The 14,668-nt window shown below is 54.0% G+C and carries 14 protein-coding genes; 12 read left to right on the forward strand and 2 right to left on the reverse strand.

Features of this window, described 5'->3' with window-relative positions; genetic code table 11:
* The first annotated feature begins 56 nt into the window (after positions 1-56).
* The 6 genes from hcp (at position 57) to DXU84_RS06010 (ending at position 8,565) form a co-directional block, all read left to right on the forward strand.
* Positions 57-1,709, forward strand: a complete 1,653-nt coding sequence (gene hcp / locus DXU84_RS05985; RefSeq protein ID WP_112151151.1) for a hydroxylamine reductase — start codon at positions 57-59, stop codon at positions 1,707-1,709.
* Between the two features lie 6 nt (positions 1,710-1,715).
* Positions 1,716-2,729: an NADH oxidoreductase gene (gene hcr / locus DXU84_RS05990; protein WP_153375085.1), complete on the forward strand. Its 1,014-nt coding sequence runs from the start codon at positions 1,716-1,718 to the stop codon at positions 2,727-2,729.
* Between the two features lie 295 nt (positions 2,730-3,024).
* Positions 3,025-4,746 (forward strand): ubiquinone-dependent pyruvate dehydrogenase, encoded by a 1,722-nt coding sequence (gene poxB, locus DXU84_RS05995; protein ID WP_153375087.1) that lies wholly within the window; start codon positions 3,025-3,027, stop codon positions 4,744-4,746.
* Positions 4,747-4,823: 77 nt separating this feature from the next.
* Positions 4,824-5,837 carry a low-specificity L-threonine aldolase gene (gene ltaE / locus DXU84_RS06000; RefSeq protein WP_153375089.1) on the forward strand — a complete coding sequence of 338 codons (1,014 nt, stop codon included), beginning with the start codon at positions 4,824-4,826 and terminating at the stop codon, positions 5,835-5,837.
* A gap of 82 nt (positions 5,838-5,919) precedes the next feature.
* A complete protein-coding gene (locus DXU84_RS06005; protein ID WP_112151154.1) occupies positions 5,920-7,374 on the forward strand; it encodes a DUF2867 domain-containing protein in 1,455 nt (484 codons plus the stop codon).
* A gap of 156 nt (positions 7,375-7,530) precedes the next feature.
* Positions 7,531-8,565, forward strand: a complete 1,035-nt coding sequence (locus DXU84_RS06010) for an NAD(P)-dependent oxidoreductase (protein ID WP_013574759.1) — start codon at positions 7,531-7,533, stop codon at positions 8,563-8,565.
* 22 nt (positions 8,566-8,587) lie between these two features.
* On the opposite strand, the gene DXU84_RS06015 is transcribed toward DXU84_RS06010, so the two are convergent.
* Together DXU84_RS06015 and DXU84_RS06020 are read right to left on the reverse strand one after the other, a co-directional pair.
* The gene (locus tag DXU84_RS06015; RefSeq protein ID WP_153375091.1) at positions 8,588-9,436 is read right to left on the reverse strand and encodes an N-acetylmuramoyl-L-alanine amidase; all 849 of its coding nucleotides are present in this window, start codon (positions 9,434-9,436) and stop codon (positions 8,588-8,590) included.
* Positions 9,433-9,759, reverse strand: a complete 327-nt coding sequence (locus DXU84_RS06020) for a heavy metal-binding domain-containing protein (RefSeq protein ID WP_013574757.1) — start codon at positions 9,757-9,759, stop codon at positions 9,433-9,435. Before DXU84_RS06020 ends, DXU84_RS06015 begins: the two co-directional genes overlap by 4 nt.
* A gap of 187 nt (positions 9,760-9,946) precedes the next feature.
* Here DXU84_RS06020 and DXU84_RS06025 point away from each other — a divergent pair, with 187 nt between their 5' ends.
* The 6 genes from DXU84_RS06025 (at position 9,947) to DXU84_RS06050 (ending at position 14,606) form a co-directional block, all read left to right on the forward strand.
* On the forward strand, positions 9,947-10,528 hold the full coding sequence (locus DXU84_RS06025) for a lipoprotein (RefSeq protein WP_153375093.1): 582 nt from the start codon (positions 9,947-9,949) through the stop codon (positions 10,526-10,528).
* A 211-nt stretch (positions 10,529-10,739) separates the two neighbouring features.
* Complete coding sequence (artP, locus tag DXU84_RS06030; RefSeq protein WP_015689572.1) at positions 10,740-11,468, forward strand: arginine ABC transporter ATP-binding protein ArtP; 729 nt, start codon at positions 10,740-10,742, stop codon at positions 11,466-11,468.
* Positions 11,469-11,515: 47 nt separating this feature from the next.
* Positions 11,516-12,247: an arginine ABC transporter substrate-binding protein gene (gene artJ, locus DXU84_RS06035; RefSeq protein WP_013574754.1), complete on the forward strand. Its 732-nt coding sequence runs from the start codon at positions 11,516-11,518 to the stop codon at positions 12,245-12,247.
* 12 nt (positions 12,248-12,259) lie between these two features.
* Positions 12,260-12,976 (forward strand): arginine ABC transporter permease ArtQ, encoded by a 717-nt coding sequence (gene artQ / locus DXU84_RS06040; RefSeq protein ID WP_013574753.1) that lies wholly within the window; start codon positions 12,260-12,262, stop codon positions 12,974-12,976.
* A complete protein-coding gene (artM, locus tag DXU84_RS06045) occupies positions 12,976-13,644 on the forward strand; it encodes an arginine ABC transporter permease ArtM (RefSeq protein ID WP_112151156.1) in 669 nt (222 codons plus the stop codon). The genes artQ and artM overlap by 1 nt, the downstream gene beginning before the upstream one ends.
* 227 nt (positions 13,645-13,871) lie before the next feature.
* Positions 13,872-14,606 (forward strand): arginine ABC transporter substrate-binding protein, encoded by a 735-nt coding sequence (locus DXU84_RS06050; RefSeq protein WP_013574751.1) that lies wholly within the window; start codon positions 13,872-13,874, stop codon positions 14,604-14,606.
* Positions 14,607-14,668: the final 62 nt, after the last annotated feature.

Here is a 14,668-nt window from a genome sequence, read left to right on the forward strand (position 1 = left end):
GCTCTAGGCTTGCATCAAAACAAGCATTTCAAATGCAACTTTAAAAGGACCTCATTATGTTTTGTGTGCAATGTGAACAAACAGTCCGTACCCCGGTGGGCAATGGTTGCGCGTATGCGCAAGGTATGTGTGGCAAAACAGCCGAAACTTCTGATTTACAAGACTTACTGGTCGCGGTGTTAGAAGGTTTATCTGCCTGGGCACTGACCGCACGCGGGTATGGCATCATTGATGAAGAGATCGACAGCTTCGCACCCCGCGCCTTTTTCTCCACGCTGACCAACGTAAACTTCGATTCTGAGCGTATCGTCGGTTATGCCCGTGAAGCCGTTCTTTATCGCGAATCGCTGGCTACCCGCTGCCGTCTGATGGATGCGGAAATCACCATTAACCATCCGCTGGCCGCACTGGAACTGGTGAGCGATAATCTCAGCGAGCTGCAACAGCAGGCACAGCAATTTGCGCTCAACGGTGACAAAGCGCAGATCGGTGATGACATTCACGGCCTGCGTATGCTGTGCCTGTATGGCCTGAAAGGTGCAGCGGCGTATATGGAGCACGCGCATGTTCTGGGCCAGTCTGATAGCGCCATTTACGCCGAATATCATCGCCTGATGGCGTGGCTGGGCACGCAACCGTCCGACATGGGCGAGCTGCTCGCGAACGCGATGGCAATCGGCAAAATGAACTTTGGCGTGATGGCCATTCTGGACAAAGGCGAAACCGATGCTTACGGACATCCGCAACCGACGGCGGTCAATGTCCGTCCGCTGGCAGGTAAAGCGATTCTGATTTCCGGTCACGACCTGAAAGATTTGCAGATGCTGCTCGAGCAAACCGTCGGCACCGGTATCAATATTTACACCCACGGCGAAATGCTGCCGGCGCACGGTTATCCCGAACTGAAAAAATTCCCGCATCTGGCCGGTAACTACGGCAGCGGCTGGCAAAATCAGCAGGTGGAGTTCGCCAAATTCCCCGGCCCTGTCGTCATGACCTCGAACTGTATTATTGACCCGAATGTCGGGAATTATGGTGACCGCATCTGGACCCGCAGCATTGTCGGCTGGCCGGGTGTGCAACATCTGGAAGGCGAAGATTTTGCGCCGGTGATTGCGCAGGCATTGCAGCTTCCGGGCTTCCGCTACAGCGAGATTGAACAGGAAATTACCGTCGGATTCGGCCGCCAGACGTTACTCAGCGCAGCAGACACCGTCATCGATCTGGTTGCCGCAAAAAAACTGCGCCACATCTTCCTGATCGGCGGGTGTGACGGCAGTCGCGGAGAACGCAGCTACTTCACCGATCTGGCGCTTAGCGTACCGCAGGACTGCCTGATCATGACGCTGGCCTGCGGCAAATACCGCTTCAACAAACTGGATTTCGGTACGCTTGAAGGCCTGCCTCGTCTGCTGGACGTCGGCCAGTGTAACGACGCCTATTCCGCCATTATTCTGGCCGTGAATCTGGCTGAGAAATTAGGCTGCGGTGTGAATGATTTACCGCTGAGTCTGGTGCTGTCGTGGTTTGAACAGAAAGCGATCGTGATCCTGCTGACCCTGCTGTCGCTTGGCGTAAAAAATATCGCCACCGGCCCGACGGCACCGGCCTTCCTCACCGATAACCTGCTGGCGATCCTGAATGAAAAATTTGGCCTGCGCGCAATCACCTCGGTTGAGCAGGATCTGAAAACCATGCTGCCGGAGTAAGCTGAAATGAATTTTCCCTTATTTCCCGATCAGCCGACCGCGTTGTGCCAGAACCGCATGCAGGTGTATTCCGTCACACAGGAAACGCCGGATGTCCGCACGCTGTCGCTGATTAATCACGATGTGTATTCGTACCGTCCCGGCCAGTTTGCTCTGGTGAATATTGGCCAGAGTGGTGACGTACAGCGTGCCTATACACTGTCTTCCACACCGGGCAATAGCCGCTTTATTCAGCTGACGGTGCGCCGCATCGGGGGCGGCGTAGGTTCGCCATGGCTGACGCAGCAGGTGAAAGCCGGTGATTATCTCTGGCTGAGCGATGCGCTGGGGGAATTCACCTGCGATACGCCACAGCCTTTGTTGTTGCTGGCGGCTGGCTGTGGCGTGACGCCGGTTATGTCGATCACGCGCGATATTCTGGCGCATCATCCGGCGCAAAGCGTGCAGGTGTTTTACAGCGTGCGCAGCCCGCAGGACATCATTTTTGCCGAAGAATGGCAGCAACTGGCCGCAGCGTATCCGCAGCTTAATCTGATTCTTCTTGTGGAACAGGATGCAAAACCCGGCCAAATCGCCGGTCGCCTGAGCCAGGATCTACTGCAAAGTCAGGTGCCGGATATCCGTGAACGTCGGGTAATGATTTGCGGCCCTGCGCCTTATATGCAACTGGCCGGAGAATGGGTGAAACAACTGGGCGCAACGGCAGAGAATATCGTCAAAGAGCAGTTTCAGGCACAGCAAACTGAAGTGTCTGCCGACCAGCAACTGACGCTGACCCACCTGACACCGTTACAGAATTACCGCGTACCGGTGGGAACGACATTGCTGGCAGCCATGGAACAGCACAGTTTGCCGGTCACCGCAGCCTGCCGTGCAGGCGTCTGCGGCAGTTGTAAAACCCGGATACTTTCCGGTGATTACCAGACCACCAGCCGCATGACACTGACCGACGAAGAGGTCGCTCAGGGTTATGTGCTGGCCTGTAGCTGTCAGCTCCAGGGCGACGTCACCCTCGCCTGATCTCCCGCAGTAACTCACTGCCCGCTCATGACTTTTTACAGTCTGCGCGGGCAGATTTACAATTCTTCACCTCCCTCCTCCGCATATTTTTGTATGGTTTAAGGCTGAACATTCAAGGATGTAATCAGTGGACTATGCTTAATCCACTTATTTGAAAATTAGCCCTAAATCATTCGAGTTGGATCAAGGCGGCAACTGAGTGAATCGCCGGGAGCATACATAAGTATGTGACCGGGTTCGCGAAAGCAGCCAACGCAGAGGCAGCTCGAAGGATGACGGGCGCACCGGAGGGACTATGAAACAAAGCGTAGCAGCATACCTGGCGAAAACTCTCGAGGCAGCAGGCGTAAAAAGGATCTGGGGCGTCACCGGCGATTCCCTGAACGGGTTAAGCGACAGCCTGAACCGCATGGGTACCATCGAATGGCTGGGTACGCGCCATGAGGAAGTGGCCGCATTCGCCGCCGGAGCCGAAGCACAAATCACCGGCGAACTGGCGGTGTGCGCCGGTTCTTGTGGCCCGGGCAACCTGCATCTGATCAACGGCCTGTTCGATTGCCATCGCAATCATGTGCCGGTTGTCGCGATTGCCGCGCATATCCCGTCGAGTGAAATCGGCAGCGGTTACTTTCAGGAAACCCACCCGACCGAATTATTCCGTGAATGCAGCCATTACTGCGAACTGATCAGCAATCCCGAGCAACTCCCTCAGGTACTGGCGATCGCCATGCGCAAAGCCATTCTCAACCGTGGCGTATCAGTGATTGTGCTGCCGGGTGATGTGGCGCTCAAGCCTGCGCCGGAAGATGCTAAAGTCAGCTGGTATCCGCCTGTGCTGCCAAAAGTCACGCCACAGCCTACAGAACTGGAAAAGCTGGCGGAACTGCTGAACGGCGCGACCAACATTACGATGATGTGTGGCAGCGGCTGCGCGGGTGCGCACGATGAAGTGATCAGACTGGCTGAAACCCTGAAAGCGCCGGTGGTGCATGCACTTCGCGGCAAAGAACATATCGAATGGGATAACCCGTACAGCGTCGGTATGACCGGGCTGATCGGCTTCTCTTCCGGTTATCATGCCATGCTCAATGCCGACACGCTGATCCTGCTCGGCACGCAATTCCCGTATCGCGCGTTTTATCCAACCGATGCCAAAATCATTCAGATTGATATCAATCCGGGCAGCATCGGTGCACATTGCCATGTGGATATGGCGCTGGTCGGCGACATAAAATCCACCCTGACCGCCCTTCTGCCGCAGTTGCAGGTAAAAAATGAACGCAAGTTCCTCGACAAGGCGCTGAAGCATTACGAGGAAGCGCGCAAAGATCTCGACGGGCTGGCGACGCCGAACGACAAGCAACCGATCCACCCGCAATATCTGGCGCAGCAGATTAGCCGCTTTGCCGCTGCCGATGCGATTTTCACCTGCGACGTCGGCACGCCGACCGTCTGGGCGTGTCGTTATCTGCAAATGAACGGCCAGCGCCGTTTGCTCGGCTCGTTCAACCACGGCTCGATGGCCAACGCCATGCCGCAGGCGATTGGTGCGCAGGCCATTGACCGCTCACGTCAGGTTGTGGCGCTGTGCGGCGACGGCGGATTTGCCATGCTGATGGGGGATTTCCTGACGCTGGCGCAGCAAAAGCTGCCGGTGAAAATCATTATTTTCAATAACAGCGTACTGGGCTTTGTCGCAATGGAAATGAAATCCGGCGGTTATCTGACGGATGGCACCGAGCTGAAAAACCCGGATTTCGCCGCTATCGCTGAAGCTGCTGGCATCAAAGGTATTCGGGTTGAAAAATCCTCCGATATCAACACCGCCTTGCAGGATGCGTTCGCCTACGAGGGGCCGGTGCTGATCGATGTGATCACCGCCACTGAAGAACTGGCGATGCCACCGCAGATAAAATTCGAACAGGCAAAAGGCTTCAGCCTGTACATGCTGCGCGCGGTGATCAGCGGCCGGGGCGACGAAGTGGTCGAACTGGCAAAAACCAACTGGCTGCGATAACCCCGACAGGGCTATAGTGCATGATTAAATAATCATACCTGCCCCCTTAAGGGGCATTCACCCAGAAGGAAGCCACGTTGATCGATTTACGCAGTGATACCGTAACCCGCCCCAGTGAAGCTATGCGTCAGGCCATGGCCCGCGCTGAAGTCGGCGATGATGTCTACGGCGATGACCCAACGGTAAATGCTTTACAGGACATGGCGGCAAAGTTGTGTGGCAAAGACGCGGCGCTGTTTTTACCAACCGGTACGCAGGCCAATCTGGTGGCGTTGCTGACGCACTGCCAGCGTGGCGAAGAATATATTGTTGGTCAGAAAGCTCACAATTATATGTATGAAGCAGGTGGAGCCGCGGTGCTCGGCAGTATCCAGCCTCAGCCGCTGGACATGGATGCTGACGGTTCTATCCCGCTGGATAAGATCGCGGCAGCCATCAAGCCCGATGATATCCATTTTGCCCGGACCCGTCTGCTGAGCCTGGAAAACACCCACAGTGGCAAAGTGCTTCCGCTGGATTATCTGCAAAAGGCGTTCGCCTTCACCCGTGAAAAAGGGCTGGCACTGCACATTGATGGCGCGCGTATCATGAATGCGGCAGTGGCACTGAACGTGGAATTACGTGAGATCACTCAGTATTGCGACACGCTGACCATCTGCCTGTCGAAAGGTCTGGGCTCACCGATTGGTTCCCTTCTGGTCGGCAGCAAAGATTACATCCAGCGTGCTAACCGCTGGCGCAAAATGACCGGTGGTGGTATGCGCCAGTCCGGTATTCTGGCCGCAGCAGCAATTTACGCGCTGGAAAATAACGTTTCACGTCTGCAAGATGACCACGACAATGCACAGTGGCTGGCACAGGAACTGCGCAAAATCGGCGTAGAAATCGCTGAACCCGGTGCCCAAACCAATGTGCTGTACATTAAACAAAGCGCGGAACTGGCAGCCAAAATGGGGCCGTGGATGCAGGAGCGCGGTGTGATCATCAGTGCGGGGCCGGTCACACGCGTGCTGACGCATATCAATATCAGTCGTGAAGATCTGCAAAAAGTCGTGGCGCTGTGGCAGGAATTCCTGCATCAGCACGCCTGACAATCCGGTTGACGGCGATAGCCTGCGCGGGTATCGCCGTACTTTCTGCTTTATCTCCCTTACACTGACCGAGCAAATGGAAATGCCAATCACGACACACACTGGCCGGATCGTCGTTCTCGGTGCCAGCGGGTATATCGGACAACATCTGACGGCGCATCTGAGCCAGCAAGGTTTCAAGGTCACGGCCGCCGCACGCCGTATCGAATGGCTGCAACAGCAAAAATGGCCAAACGTCCGCTGCTGCTTCGCGGATGTCTATCAGAGTAAAACGTTGGCTGCCGCCTTTGAAGGCGCTGACGTGCTGGTGTATCTGGTTCACGCCATGGCAGAAGATGATGATTTACTGGAAAAAGAACGGCAGGCGGCGCAGCACACTCTGCTGGCACTGAAAGATTCCTCCATTAAGCACATTGTTTATCTCGGCTCAATGCAGCCGGAAGGCAATCATTCAGCGCATTTGCAGGCGAGAAAACTCACCGGCGATTTGCTGCGCATGAGTACTATTCCGGTGACGGAAATGCGCACCGGCATCGTGATTGGTGCCGGTTCTGCCGCGTTCGAAGTGATGCGTGACATGGTGTACAACCTGCCGGTGCTGACGCCGCCGCGCTGGGTTCGCTCAAAGTCGTCGCCCATTGCACTGGAAAATCTGCTTAATTATTTACAGGGGCTGGTGACACTGCCCGCCACTGAAAATCAGATTCTGGAGGCTGCGGGGCCGGAATACATCAGCTATCAGACGCTGTTTAAACGCTTTATCGCGATGAGCGGTAAACGCCGCTGGCTGCTCCCCGTTCCCCTGCCAACATCTTTTGTTTCGGTATATTTTCTCAGCCTGATCACCTCCGTGCCGACGTCACTGGCAAAAGCGCTGATCCAGGGGCTGAACCACGATTTACCGGCCGACAGTGAGAAACTGCAAAAGCTGATCCCGCAAACACTGATCCCCATTGATGAGGCGATCCGCAGTACGCTGGAAAAAGAACAGCAACAGATCATGGATTCACCGGACTGGGGATACGATCCTGACGCCCGTGCGCGCTGGCGTCCAGGCTACGGTTATTATCCGAAACAGGCGGGTTTCACGTTGGAAACGTCGGCGTCAAAAGCCGCATTATGGAAAGTCATTCAGCAGCTTGGGGGCGCTGAAGGGTATTTCTATGCCAACGGTTTGTGGAAAACGCGGGCACGGATCGACGATTTACTCGGCGGCGGCGTGAAATACGGCCGTCCGGATCGTGATTTCCTGAAACCTGGCGATAAAATTGATGGCTGGAAAGTGATCGGCCTGAAACCTCAGCGCGAACTGGCGCTGTTATTCGGCATGAAAGCGCCGGGGCTCGGTCGTTTAACGTTCACGATTACCGACCACGGTGAAAGCCGCAGCCTGGATGTGCGCGCCTGGTGGCATCCGGCAGGGTTCAGCGGCCTGCTTTACTGGTTCAGTATGATGCCCGCTCATCAGTTTATTTTTCGTGGTATGGCAAAACGCATCGCCAGCCTTGCCCGGCAGAAAGACCGTTGCGGACGCTAAAGAGGGTCATTTAATCTGCTTTCAGACACAGCTTTCCCCCTTTCCCATTGCAACCCGCACAATTTCACGAAAGAATGGCACCCTTATTGCTGAGGGGTGCCAGAACCCCGACGCTGACAACAATTTTTCTCTATTTATGAAGGCATTGGCCTGTATATGAAGGTTTTGGTTACCGGTGCGAGCGGCGGTCTTGGAAGAAATGCCGTTGAGTTTCTGCGAAATAAAGGCATCAAAGTCAGGGCGACGGGACGGAATGCCGCCATGGGATCGCTTTTGCAGAAAATGGGCGCAGAATTTATTCACGCCGATCTCACCACGCTGGTGTCTGCTCAGGCCAAAGCCCTGCTGGCAGATATCGATACCGTCTGGCACTGCTCAGGGCTGATGTCGCCGTGGGGCAGTGAACAGGAATTCGAGCTGGCGAATGTGCGCGCCACACGGCGTCTGGGCGAATGGTCCGCGGCATATGGTGTGGAAAACTTCGTGCATATTTCGTCACCGGCGATCTACTTCGATTTTCACCATCACCGTGATATTCAGGAAGACTTTCGCCCGCACCGTTTCGCCAACTCCTTTGCACGCAGCAAAGCCGCCGGTGAACAGGTGATCCACACGCTGGCATTGTCGAATCCACAAACGCATTTCACCATTTTGCGACCGCAGGGCATTTTCGGCCCGCACGACAACGTCATGATGCCGCGTTTGCTGCAAATGCTGAAATATGGCGGAACACTGATGCTGCCACGCGGCGGAGAAGCGCTGGTGGACATGACCTACGTTGAGAATGCCGTGCATGCAATGTGGCTGGCGACGCAGTCGCAGGCAACAGAATCAGGTCGCGCGTTCAATATTACAAATCAGCAACCGCGTCCGCTGTGTACGTTGGTGAAACAACTGATGGAAAATCTGGATATCAAATATCGCATCCGTTCGGTACCGTATCCGCTGCTGGATATGATGGCGCGGGGCATGGAGCGCATCAGCAAAAGCTCGCAGAAAGAACCGGTGCTGACGCATTACAGTGTGGCAAAACTCAATTTCGATCTCACGCTCGACACACAGCGTGCGCAGAAAGAACTCGGTTATGTGCCGGTGATTTCACTCGATCAGGGGATTATCCGCACCGCCGACTGGTTACGCGATCACGGTAAACTTCAGGGGCTGCACGGCATCGGTCCGAAACGCGACTGACCGTACAGGTCAGTCGCTGGTTTCAGTCGTTCTTCTCCGGAAACTGCTGTAACAGCGCCCGGACGATCGCTTCAGTTTCAGCATCCGCATGGCCGCGATAATCACTCTGGCGGAAATGCATCTGGAATGCCGCAATCACCCGACGCTGCTGACGCGGCGTCATATTATCTTCCACTGAATATCCGTACGCTTTCAGCAACACCAGCAACTGCGCCTGATCGACAGGCTGTTGCGGATTACGTCCCGCCAGATACTGATTCACCCGCGCCGCATCCGGCCACGCGCCAATCCCACGTTCGGCCATTTCCTGCCAGGGGAACAGCGGACCGGGGTCATCTTTGCGCTGCGGCGCGATATCGCTGTGCGCCACCACATTGCGCGGTTCTATCTGATAACGCGCGACAATCTCCTGGCTCAGATTAGCCAGTAAATCTATTTGCGCAGGCGGGAACGGATAGAATTTTTTGCCGAGCAAATAGTTGCTGTAGCCTTTGTTCTCCAGTTCGATGCCCACCGACGTATCGTTAAGATTGGTACGCCCGCGCCAGCTGCTGGCACCGGCATGCCAGGCGCGCATATTTTCAGGCACCAGTTGCCACGCCACCGGTTTACCCGCTTCAAGTGGCGGTTGCGCCGGGATCAGATAATGTGCGCTGACGTGCTCATCTGTAAGCGTATTTAATGCGTTGTCGAAATCTTCAGCGGTGTAATGGATCACCAGAAAACGGATCCGCTGATCTGCGCCCTGCGCCTGTCGCGCCGTTTCCAGCCGGAATGGCGCATCCGCGCCCTGCTGGCTGGCGTGCTGACAACCGGCCATCATGAGTAATGCGACGGTGAACAGACCCCGTTTCACACGCTGACAGATCATTTGCGATGCACAATCACTGCGGTGCCGGACACGCTGACCATCAGCATGCTGCTGTCTTTGCCCACGGTTTCATAATCGATATCAATACCGACAACCGCGTTCGCACCGCGCTCTTTCGCCTGTTCTTCCAGTTCACGGAAAGCAATTTCACGCGCCTTGCGCAGCTCTTTTTCATAAGCGCCGGAACGCCCACCGACGATATCGCGCACACCAGCAAAGAAATCACGAAAAATATTTGCCCCTAAAATCGCTTCGCCCGTCACTACGCCGCAATATTCAGCGATGGTGAAACCTTCGAGGGTCGGAGTGGTTGAAATTTGCATGCGTATTCCTTATCAGTTGTCGTCCAAATCCTGGCAATAATGTCATTAATAGCATAAACCCTGCGTGAGAGATCAAGGTATTACCTTTGACTGATTTCTCTTCGTCATGCATTAAGCCAAATCGGTTTTATACTGTATGGTAAAGAACGTCATGGTGAAAATGTTCAATCTTTCAGTAAGGAATACAATGAAAAAGAAAACCCTTGTCGCCGCCATCCCGCTGGTACTGATGTTAAGTGCCTGCACCACGGTAGAACCTGCATATAAGGACATTGGCAGCCGCACCGCACCCTGTGTCGATGGCGGCCCTGACAGCGTTGCTCAGCAATTCTATGATTTTCGCATTAAACAAGGCGGCAGCGGATTACCCAATTCCAGCCAACTGGCCGCATACCGACCTTATCTGAGCACCGCATTGTATGATGCGCTGCTGAAAGCGCAGTCACATCCGAAAGTCGATATCGCCGCCTCACCGAACGAGAAAACGGGTGCTGGTTCAGGCGATGGTGACATTTTCTCCAGCCTGTTTGATGGACCGACGTCTGCCTCCGTAGACAGCGCCTCCACCATACCGAACACCGACGCCAGTAACATTCCCCTGCGCGTCACCTTCACACATGAGAAAGACAAAGGCGCATCGACAAGCTGGAAAGATGAAGTGCTGATGGTGCGTGAAGGCCAATGCTGGACGGTTGATGATGTGCGTTATATGGCAAACCTCGATTTCGCTTCAAGTGGCACACTGCGCCAGGTTTTAGAACACCAGTAAGCCATTCCTTTCTCTAAAATAGCGGCTGCATAATGTGGGTCAGTGATGAATTATCGTCATTGACCAACATCCCCGTCACAGCGGTTTAACAATATGATGTGCTACACTTTTGCATTCCTGCGGTAACACATAATTTTTAAGCCGCGATCGTTGCATAACTATGCTGCGGAAGTTACCATCTGCGGCATCAATGGCTATTCACTATTTGCGCATGAGTATTCAACTTAATAGCATCAACTGCTTCTACGGCGTGCATCAGGCGCTTTTTGACATTCAGCTCGACTGCCCTGCCGGTGAAACTCTGGTTTTACTCGGCCCAAGTGGTGCAGGCAAAAGCTCCCTGTTACGTGTTCTGAACCTGCTGGAAATGCCGCGTTCAGGCACTTTGCAGATCGCCGGTAATACCTTCGATTTCACCCGCAAACCGGATGAAAAAGCCGTTCGCGAATTGCGTCAGAACGTCGGCATGGTTTTCCAGCAATACAATCTGTGGCCGCACCGCACGGTGCTCGACAACTTACTGGAAGCGCCTATGCGAGTGCTGGGGCTGACCAAAGACGTTGCGCTCGCGCGTGCCCAGAAATTGCTGACCCGTCTGCGTCTGACCGATTACGCCGATCGTTTTCCGTTGCATCTTTCCGGTGGCCAGCAACAGCGTGTGGCGATTGCCCGTGCGCTGATGATGGAGCCTCAGGTTCTGCTGTTTGATGAACCTACCGCCGCGCTTGACCCGGAAATCACCGCCCAGATCGTCAGCATTATTCGCGAACTGGCCGGCACCGGCATTACTCAGGTTATCGTGACCCACGAAGTTGAAGTTGCGCGTAAGACCGCCAGCCGCGTGGTGTACATGGAAAATGGCCGCATTGTCGAGCAAGGCGATGCCTCCGTTTTCGCACAGCCGCAAACCAAAGAGTTTGCCAGCTACCTTTCCCACTAAACTGTATTTCTATCAATACATTGATTGATGTTTCTACGGAGTTTGCGATGAAAAAATTAGTAATTGCCGCGGTTCTGGCTACCGTCAGTTTGTCTGCCAGCGCTGCTGATACCATCCGTTTCGCGATGGAAGCGTCTTATCCTCCGTTTGAGTTTGTAGACTCCAGCAATCAGATCCAGGGCTTTGACGTCGATCTGGCGAACGCCATGTGTAAAGAGATGCAGGCAACCTGTACGTTCACCAATCAGGCGTTCGACAGCCTGATCCCGAGCCTGAAATTCCGCCGTTTTGACGCGGTGATTTCCGGTATGGACATCACGCCTGAACGTCAGAAACAAGTGGCTTTCACCAACCCGTACTACGATAACTCTGCTATTTTCATCGCCCATTCTGGTCAGTTCACTGACGTTGCTGCGCTGAAAGGCAAACGTGTCGGTATGCAAAACGGCACGACTCATCAGAAATACCTGATGGATAAGCACCCTGAAATCACCGCCGTACCTTACGACAGCTATCAGAATGCCGTACTGGACCTGAAAAACGGTCGTCTGGATGCCGTATTCGGTGACACCGCCGTGGTGAATGAATGGCTTAAACAGAACAAAAATCTGGCCGCTGTGGGTGACAAAATCACTGACCCGACTTACTTCGGTACCGGCCTGGGTGTTGCGGTTCGTCAGAACAATACCGAATTGCTGACTAAACTGAATGATGCTCTGGCAAAAGTGAAAGCAGACGGCACTTACAAAACGCTGTATTCAAAATGGTTCCAGCAATAAGTTTGCCTATCAATGACTGAATTCCAACCTTTAGCAAGCGCCGCCGGGATGACCGTCGGCCTTGCCGTTTGTGCGCTGATCCTCGGCCTGGTGCTGGCGATGATTTTCGCAGTCTGGGAATCCGCGCCGTGGAAGCCGCTTAGCTGGCTGGGCACCGCGTGGGTTACCGTGCTGCGCGGTCTGCCGGAAATCCTGGTGGTACTGTTCATCTATTTTGGTTCCTCACAGCTGCTGATGGTGCTGGCCGATGGCTTCAGCATCAATCTTGGCCTGTTCGCCATACCGATCAAGTTGCCGATTGAGAACTTCGAAGTCAGCCCGTTTGTGTGTGGTGTGATCGCCCTTTCCCTGCTGTATTCGGCTTATGCATCGCAGACATTGCGCGGCGCACTGAAAGCCGTGCCGCAAGGGCAATGGGAGTCCGGTCAGGTGTTGGGCATGAAAAAGTCGGCGATTTTCTTCCGCCTGATCATGCCGCAGATGTGGCGTCATGCGTTGCCGGGGCTGAGTAATCAGTGGCTGGTGCTGCTGAAAGATACCGCACTGGTATCCCTTATCAGCGTGAACGACCTGATGCTGCAAACCAAAAGCATTGCGACCCGTACGCAGGAGCCATTTACCTGGTATGTGATTGCGGCGTGTATCTATCTGCTTGTTACCCTGTTCAGCCAGTTCGTGATTAAACGTATCGAACTGCGTACCACACGCTTTGAACGGAGTGCATCCTGATGTGGGAATATTTACCTGAAGTCCTGAAAGGATTGCACACCAGCCTGACACTGACCGTGGCGGCACTGATTGTTGCACTGTTACTGGCGATGATTTTCACCGTCGTTCTGACGCTGAAAGTGCCGGTTGCCAGCCAGATCGTTAAAGGTTACATCACGCTGTTTACCGGCACACCGTTGCTGGTGCAAATCTTCCTGATTTACTACGGACCGGGCCAGTTTCCGTCGATCCGCGAAATTCCGTGGTTATGGGAAGTCCTGTCGCAGCCGTGGCTTTGCGCGATGTTTGCATTGGCGCTGAACAGCGCGGCATATACCACACAGTTGTTTACCGGTGCGGTACGCGCTATTCCGTCCGGCCAGTGGCAGTCGTGCGAAGCACTTGGCATGTCGAAGCCGCAAACCTTGCGCATTCTGTTGCCGTACGCCTTTAAACGCGCGCTGTCATCGTATTCCAACGAAGTGGTGCTGGTGTTTAAAAGTACCTCGCTGGCCTACACCATTACGCTGATGGATGTGATGGGTCACAGCCAGCTGATGTACGGTCGTACGTATGACGTGATGGTATTTGGTGCGGCCGGTGTGGTTTATCTGTGCGTGAACGGGTTGCTGACCCTGATGATGCGCCTGATTGAGCGTCGTGCACTGGCATTTGAACGCCGTAACTGATAGCCAGAGAAGAATCTGAAGGGACGAGAAATCGTCCCTTTTTTTGTGCCGGAAAAAACATCCCCCTGTTTCAATTTATAATTTTTTAATCAAATTTATTGCATATAAATTCATTTAGTGGCACTTTGTTCTCAGGTTTCACTTCCTGCCAGTTACCCGATTAAATTAATAAAATCAGTAAACTGTACCATGAAGGGAATGTCATTTTTTGAACAGGAATGTATTGCATGAAAAAGCTGATCCTCGCCGCCCTCTTGTCTGCCACGGTTTTCACTGCCACCGCTGCGGACACCATTCGTTTCGGCACATCCGCCACGTATCCGCCGTTTGAATCTATCGGCGCTGACAACCAGATTATTGGTTTTGATATCGACCTGGCGAACGCGCTGTGTAAGCAAATGCAGGAAACCTGTACCTTCACCAATCAGCCGTTTGATGGTCTGATCCCGGCACTGAAATTCCGTCGTTTCGATGTGATTATTTCCGGTATGGATATCACGGAAGAGCGCAGTAAACAGGTGACGTTCACCCAGCCTTACTACGCTAACACGGCGATGATTATCGGGCCGAAAGGCAAGTTTGCTTCTATTGCGGATCTGAAAGGTAAGCGTGTTGGCCTGGAAAATGGCACCACGCACCAGAAATACCTGATGGAAAAGCATCCTGAAATCACTACCGTCGGTTACGACAGCTATCAGAATGCGATTCTGGATCTGAAAAGTGGTCGTCTGGACGGGCTGTTAGGCGACACCGCCGTGCTGAACGGCTGGCTGAAATCCAACCCGAATCTGGGTGAAGTCGGCGAGCTGATTAAAGATCCGCAATACTTTGGTACCGGCGTCGGCATGGCGGTGCGTCCTGATAATAAGGAACTGCTGGCGAAGCTGAACACAGCGCTGGAAGGGATCAAAGCTAACGGCGAATTTAAAAAGATCAATGACAAGTGGTTCCCGGCTCACTGATTCCCCGTCATCCTTTTTTAACAGCCGTCTGGAAAGGCGGCTGTTCTGCGTAACATCTCCCA

The organism is Rahnella sp. RcJ3, from assembly GCF_009498575.1.
GTDB lineage: Bacteria > Pseudomonadota > Gammaproteobacteria > Enterobacterales > Enterobacteriaceae > Rahnella > Rahnella aceris.

Excerpts from the sequence above, each read along its gene's own strand:
- hcp (WP_112151151.1), top strand. The coding sequence starts at position 57 with ATGTTTTGTGTGCAATGTGAACAAACAGTCCGTACCCCGGTGGGCAAT.
- hcr (WP_153375085.1), top strand. The coding sequence starts at position 1,716 with ATGAATTTTCCCTTATTTCCCGATCAGCCGACCGCGTTGTGCCAGAAC.
- poxB (WP_153375087.1), top strand. The coding sequence starts at position 3,025 with ATGAAACAAAGCGTAGCAGCATACCTGGCGAAAACTCTCGAGGCAGCA.
- DXU84_RS06005 (WP_112151154.1), top strand. The coding sequence starts at position 5,920 with ATGCCAATCACGACACACACTGGCCGGATCGTCGTTCTCGGTGCCAGC.
- DXU84_RS06010 (WP_013574759.1), top strand. The coding sequence starts at position 7,531 with ATGAAGGTTTTGGTTACCGGTGCGAGCGGCGGTCTTGGAAGAAATGCC.
- DXU84_RS06015 (WP_153375091.1), bottom strand. The coding sequence starts at position 9,436 with ATGATCTGTCAGCGTGTGAAACGGGGTCTGTTCACCGTCGCATTACTC.
- DXU84_RS06020 (WP_013574757.1), bottom strand. The coding sequence starts at position 9,759 with ATGCAAATTTCAACCACTCCGACCCTCGAAGGTTTCACCATCGCTGAA.
- DXU84_RS06025 (WP_153375093.1), top strand. The coding sequence starts at position 9,947 with ATGAAAAAGAAAACCCTTGTCGCCGCCATCCCGCTGGTACTGATGTTA.
- artP (WP_015689572.1), top strand. The coding sequence starts at position 10,740 with ATGAGTATTCAACTTAATAGCATCAACTGCTTCTACGGCGTGCATCAG.
- artJ (WP_013574754.1), top strand. The coding sequence starts at position 11,516 with ATGAAAAAATTAGTAATTGCCGCGGTTCTGGCTACCGTCAGTTTGTCT.
- artQ (WP_013574753.1), top strand. The coding sequence starts at position 12,260 with ATGACTGAATTCCAACCTTTAGCAAGCGCCGCCGGGATGACCGTCGGC.
- artM (WP_112151156.1), top strand. The coding sequence starts at position 12,976 with ATGTGGGAATATTTACCTGAAGTCCTGAAAGGATTGCACACCAGCCTG.
- DXU84_RS06050 (WP_013574751.1), top strand. The coding sequence starts at position 13,872 with ATGAAAAAGCTGATCCTCGCCGCCCTCTTGTCTGCCACGGTTTTCACT.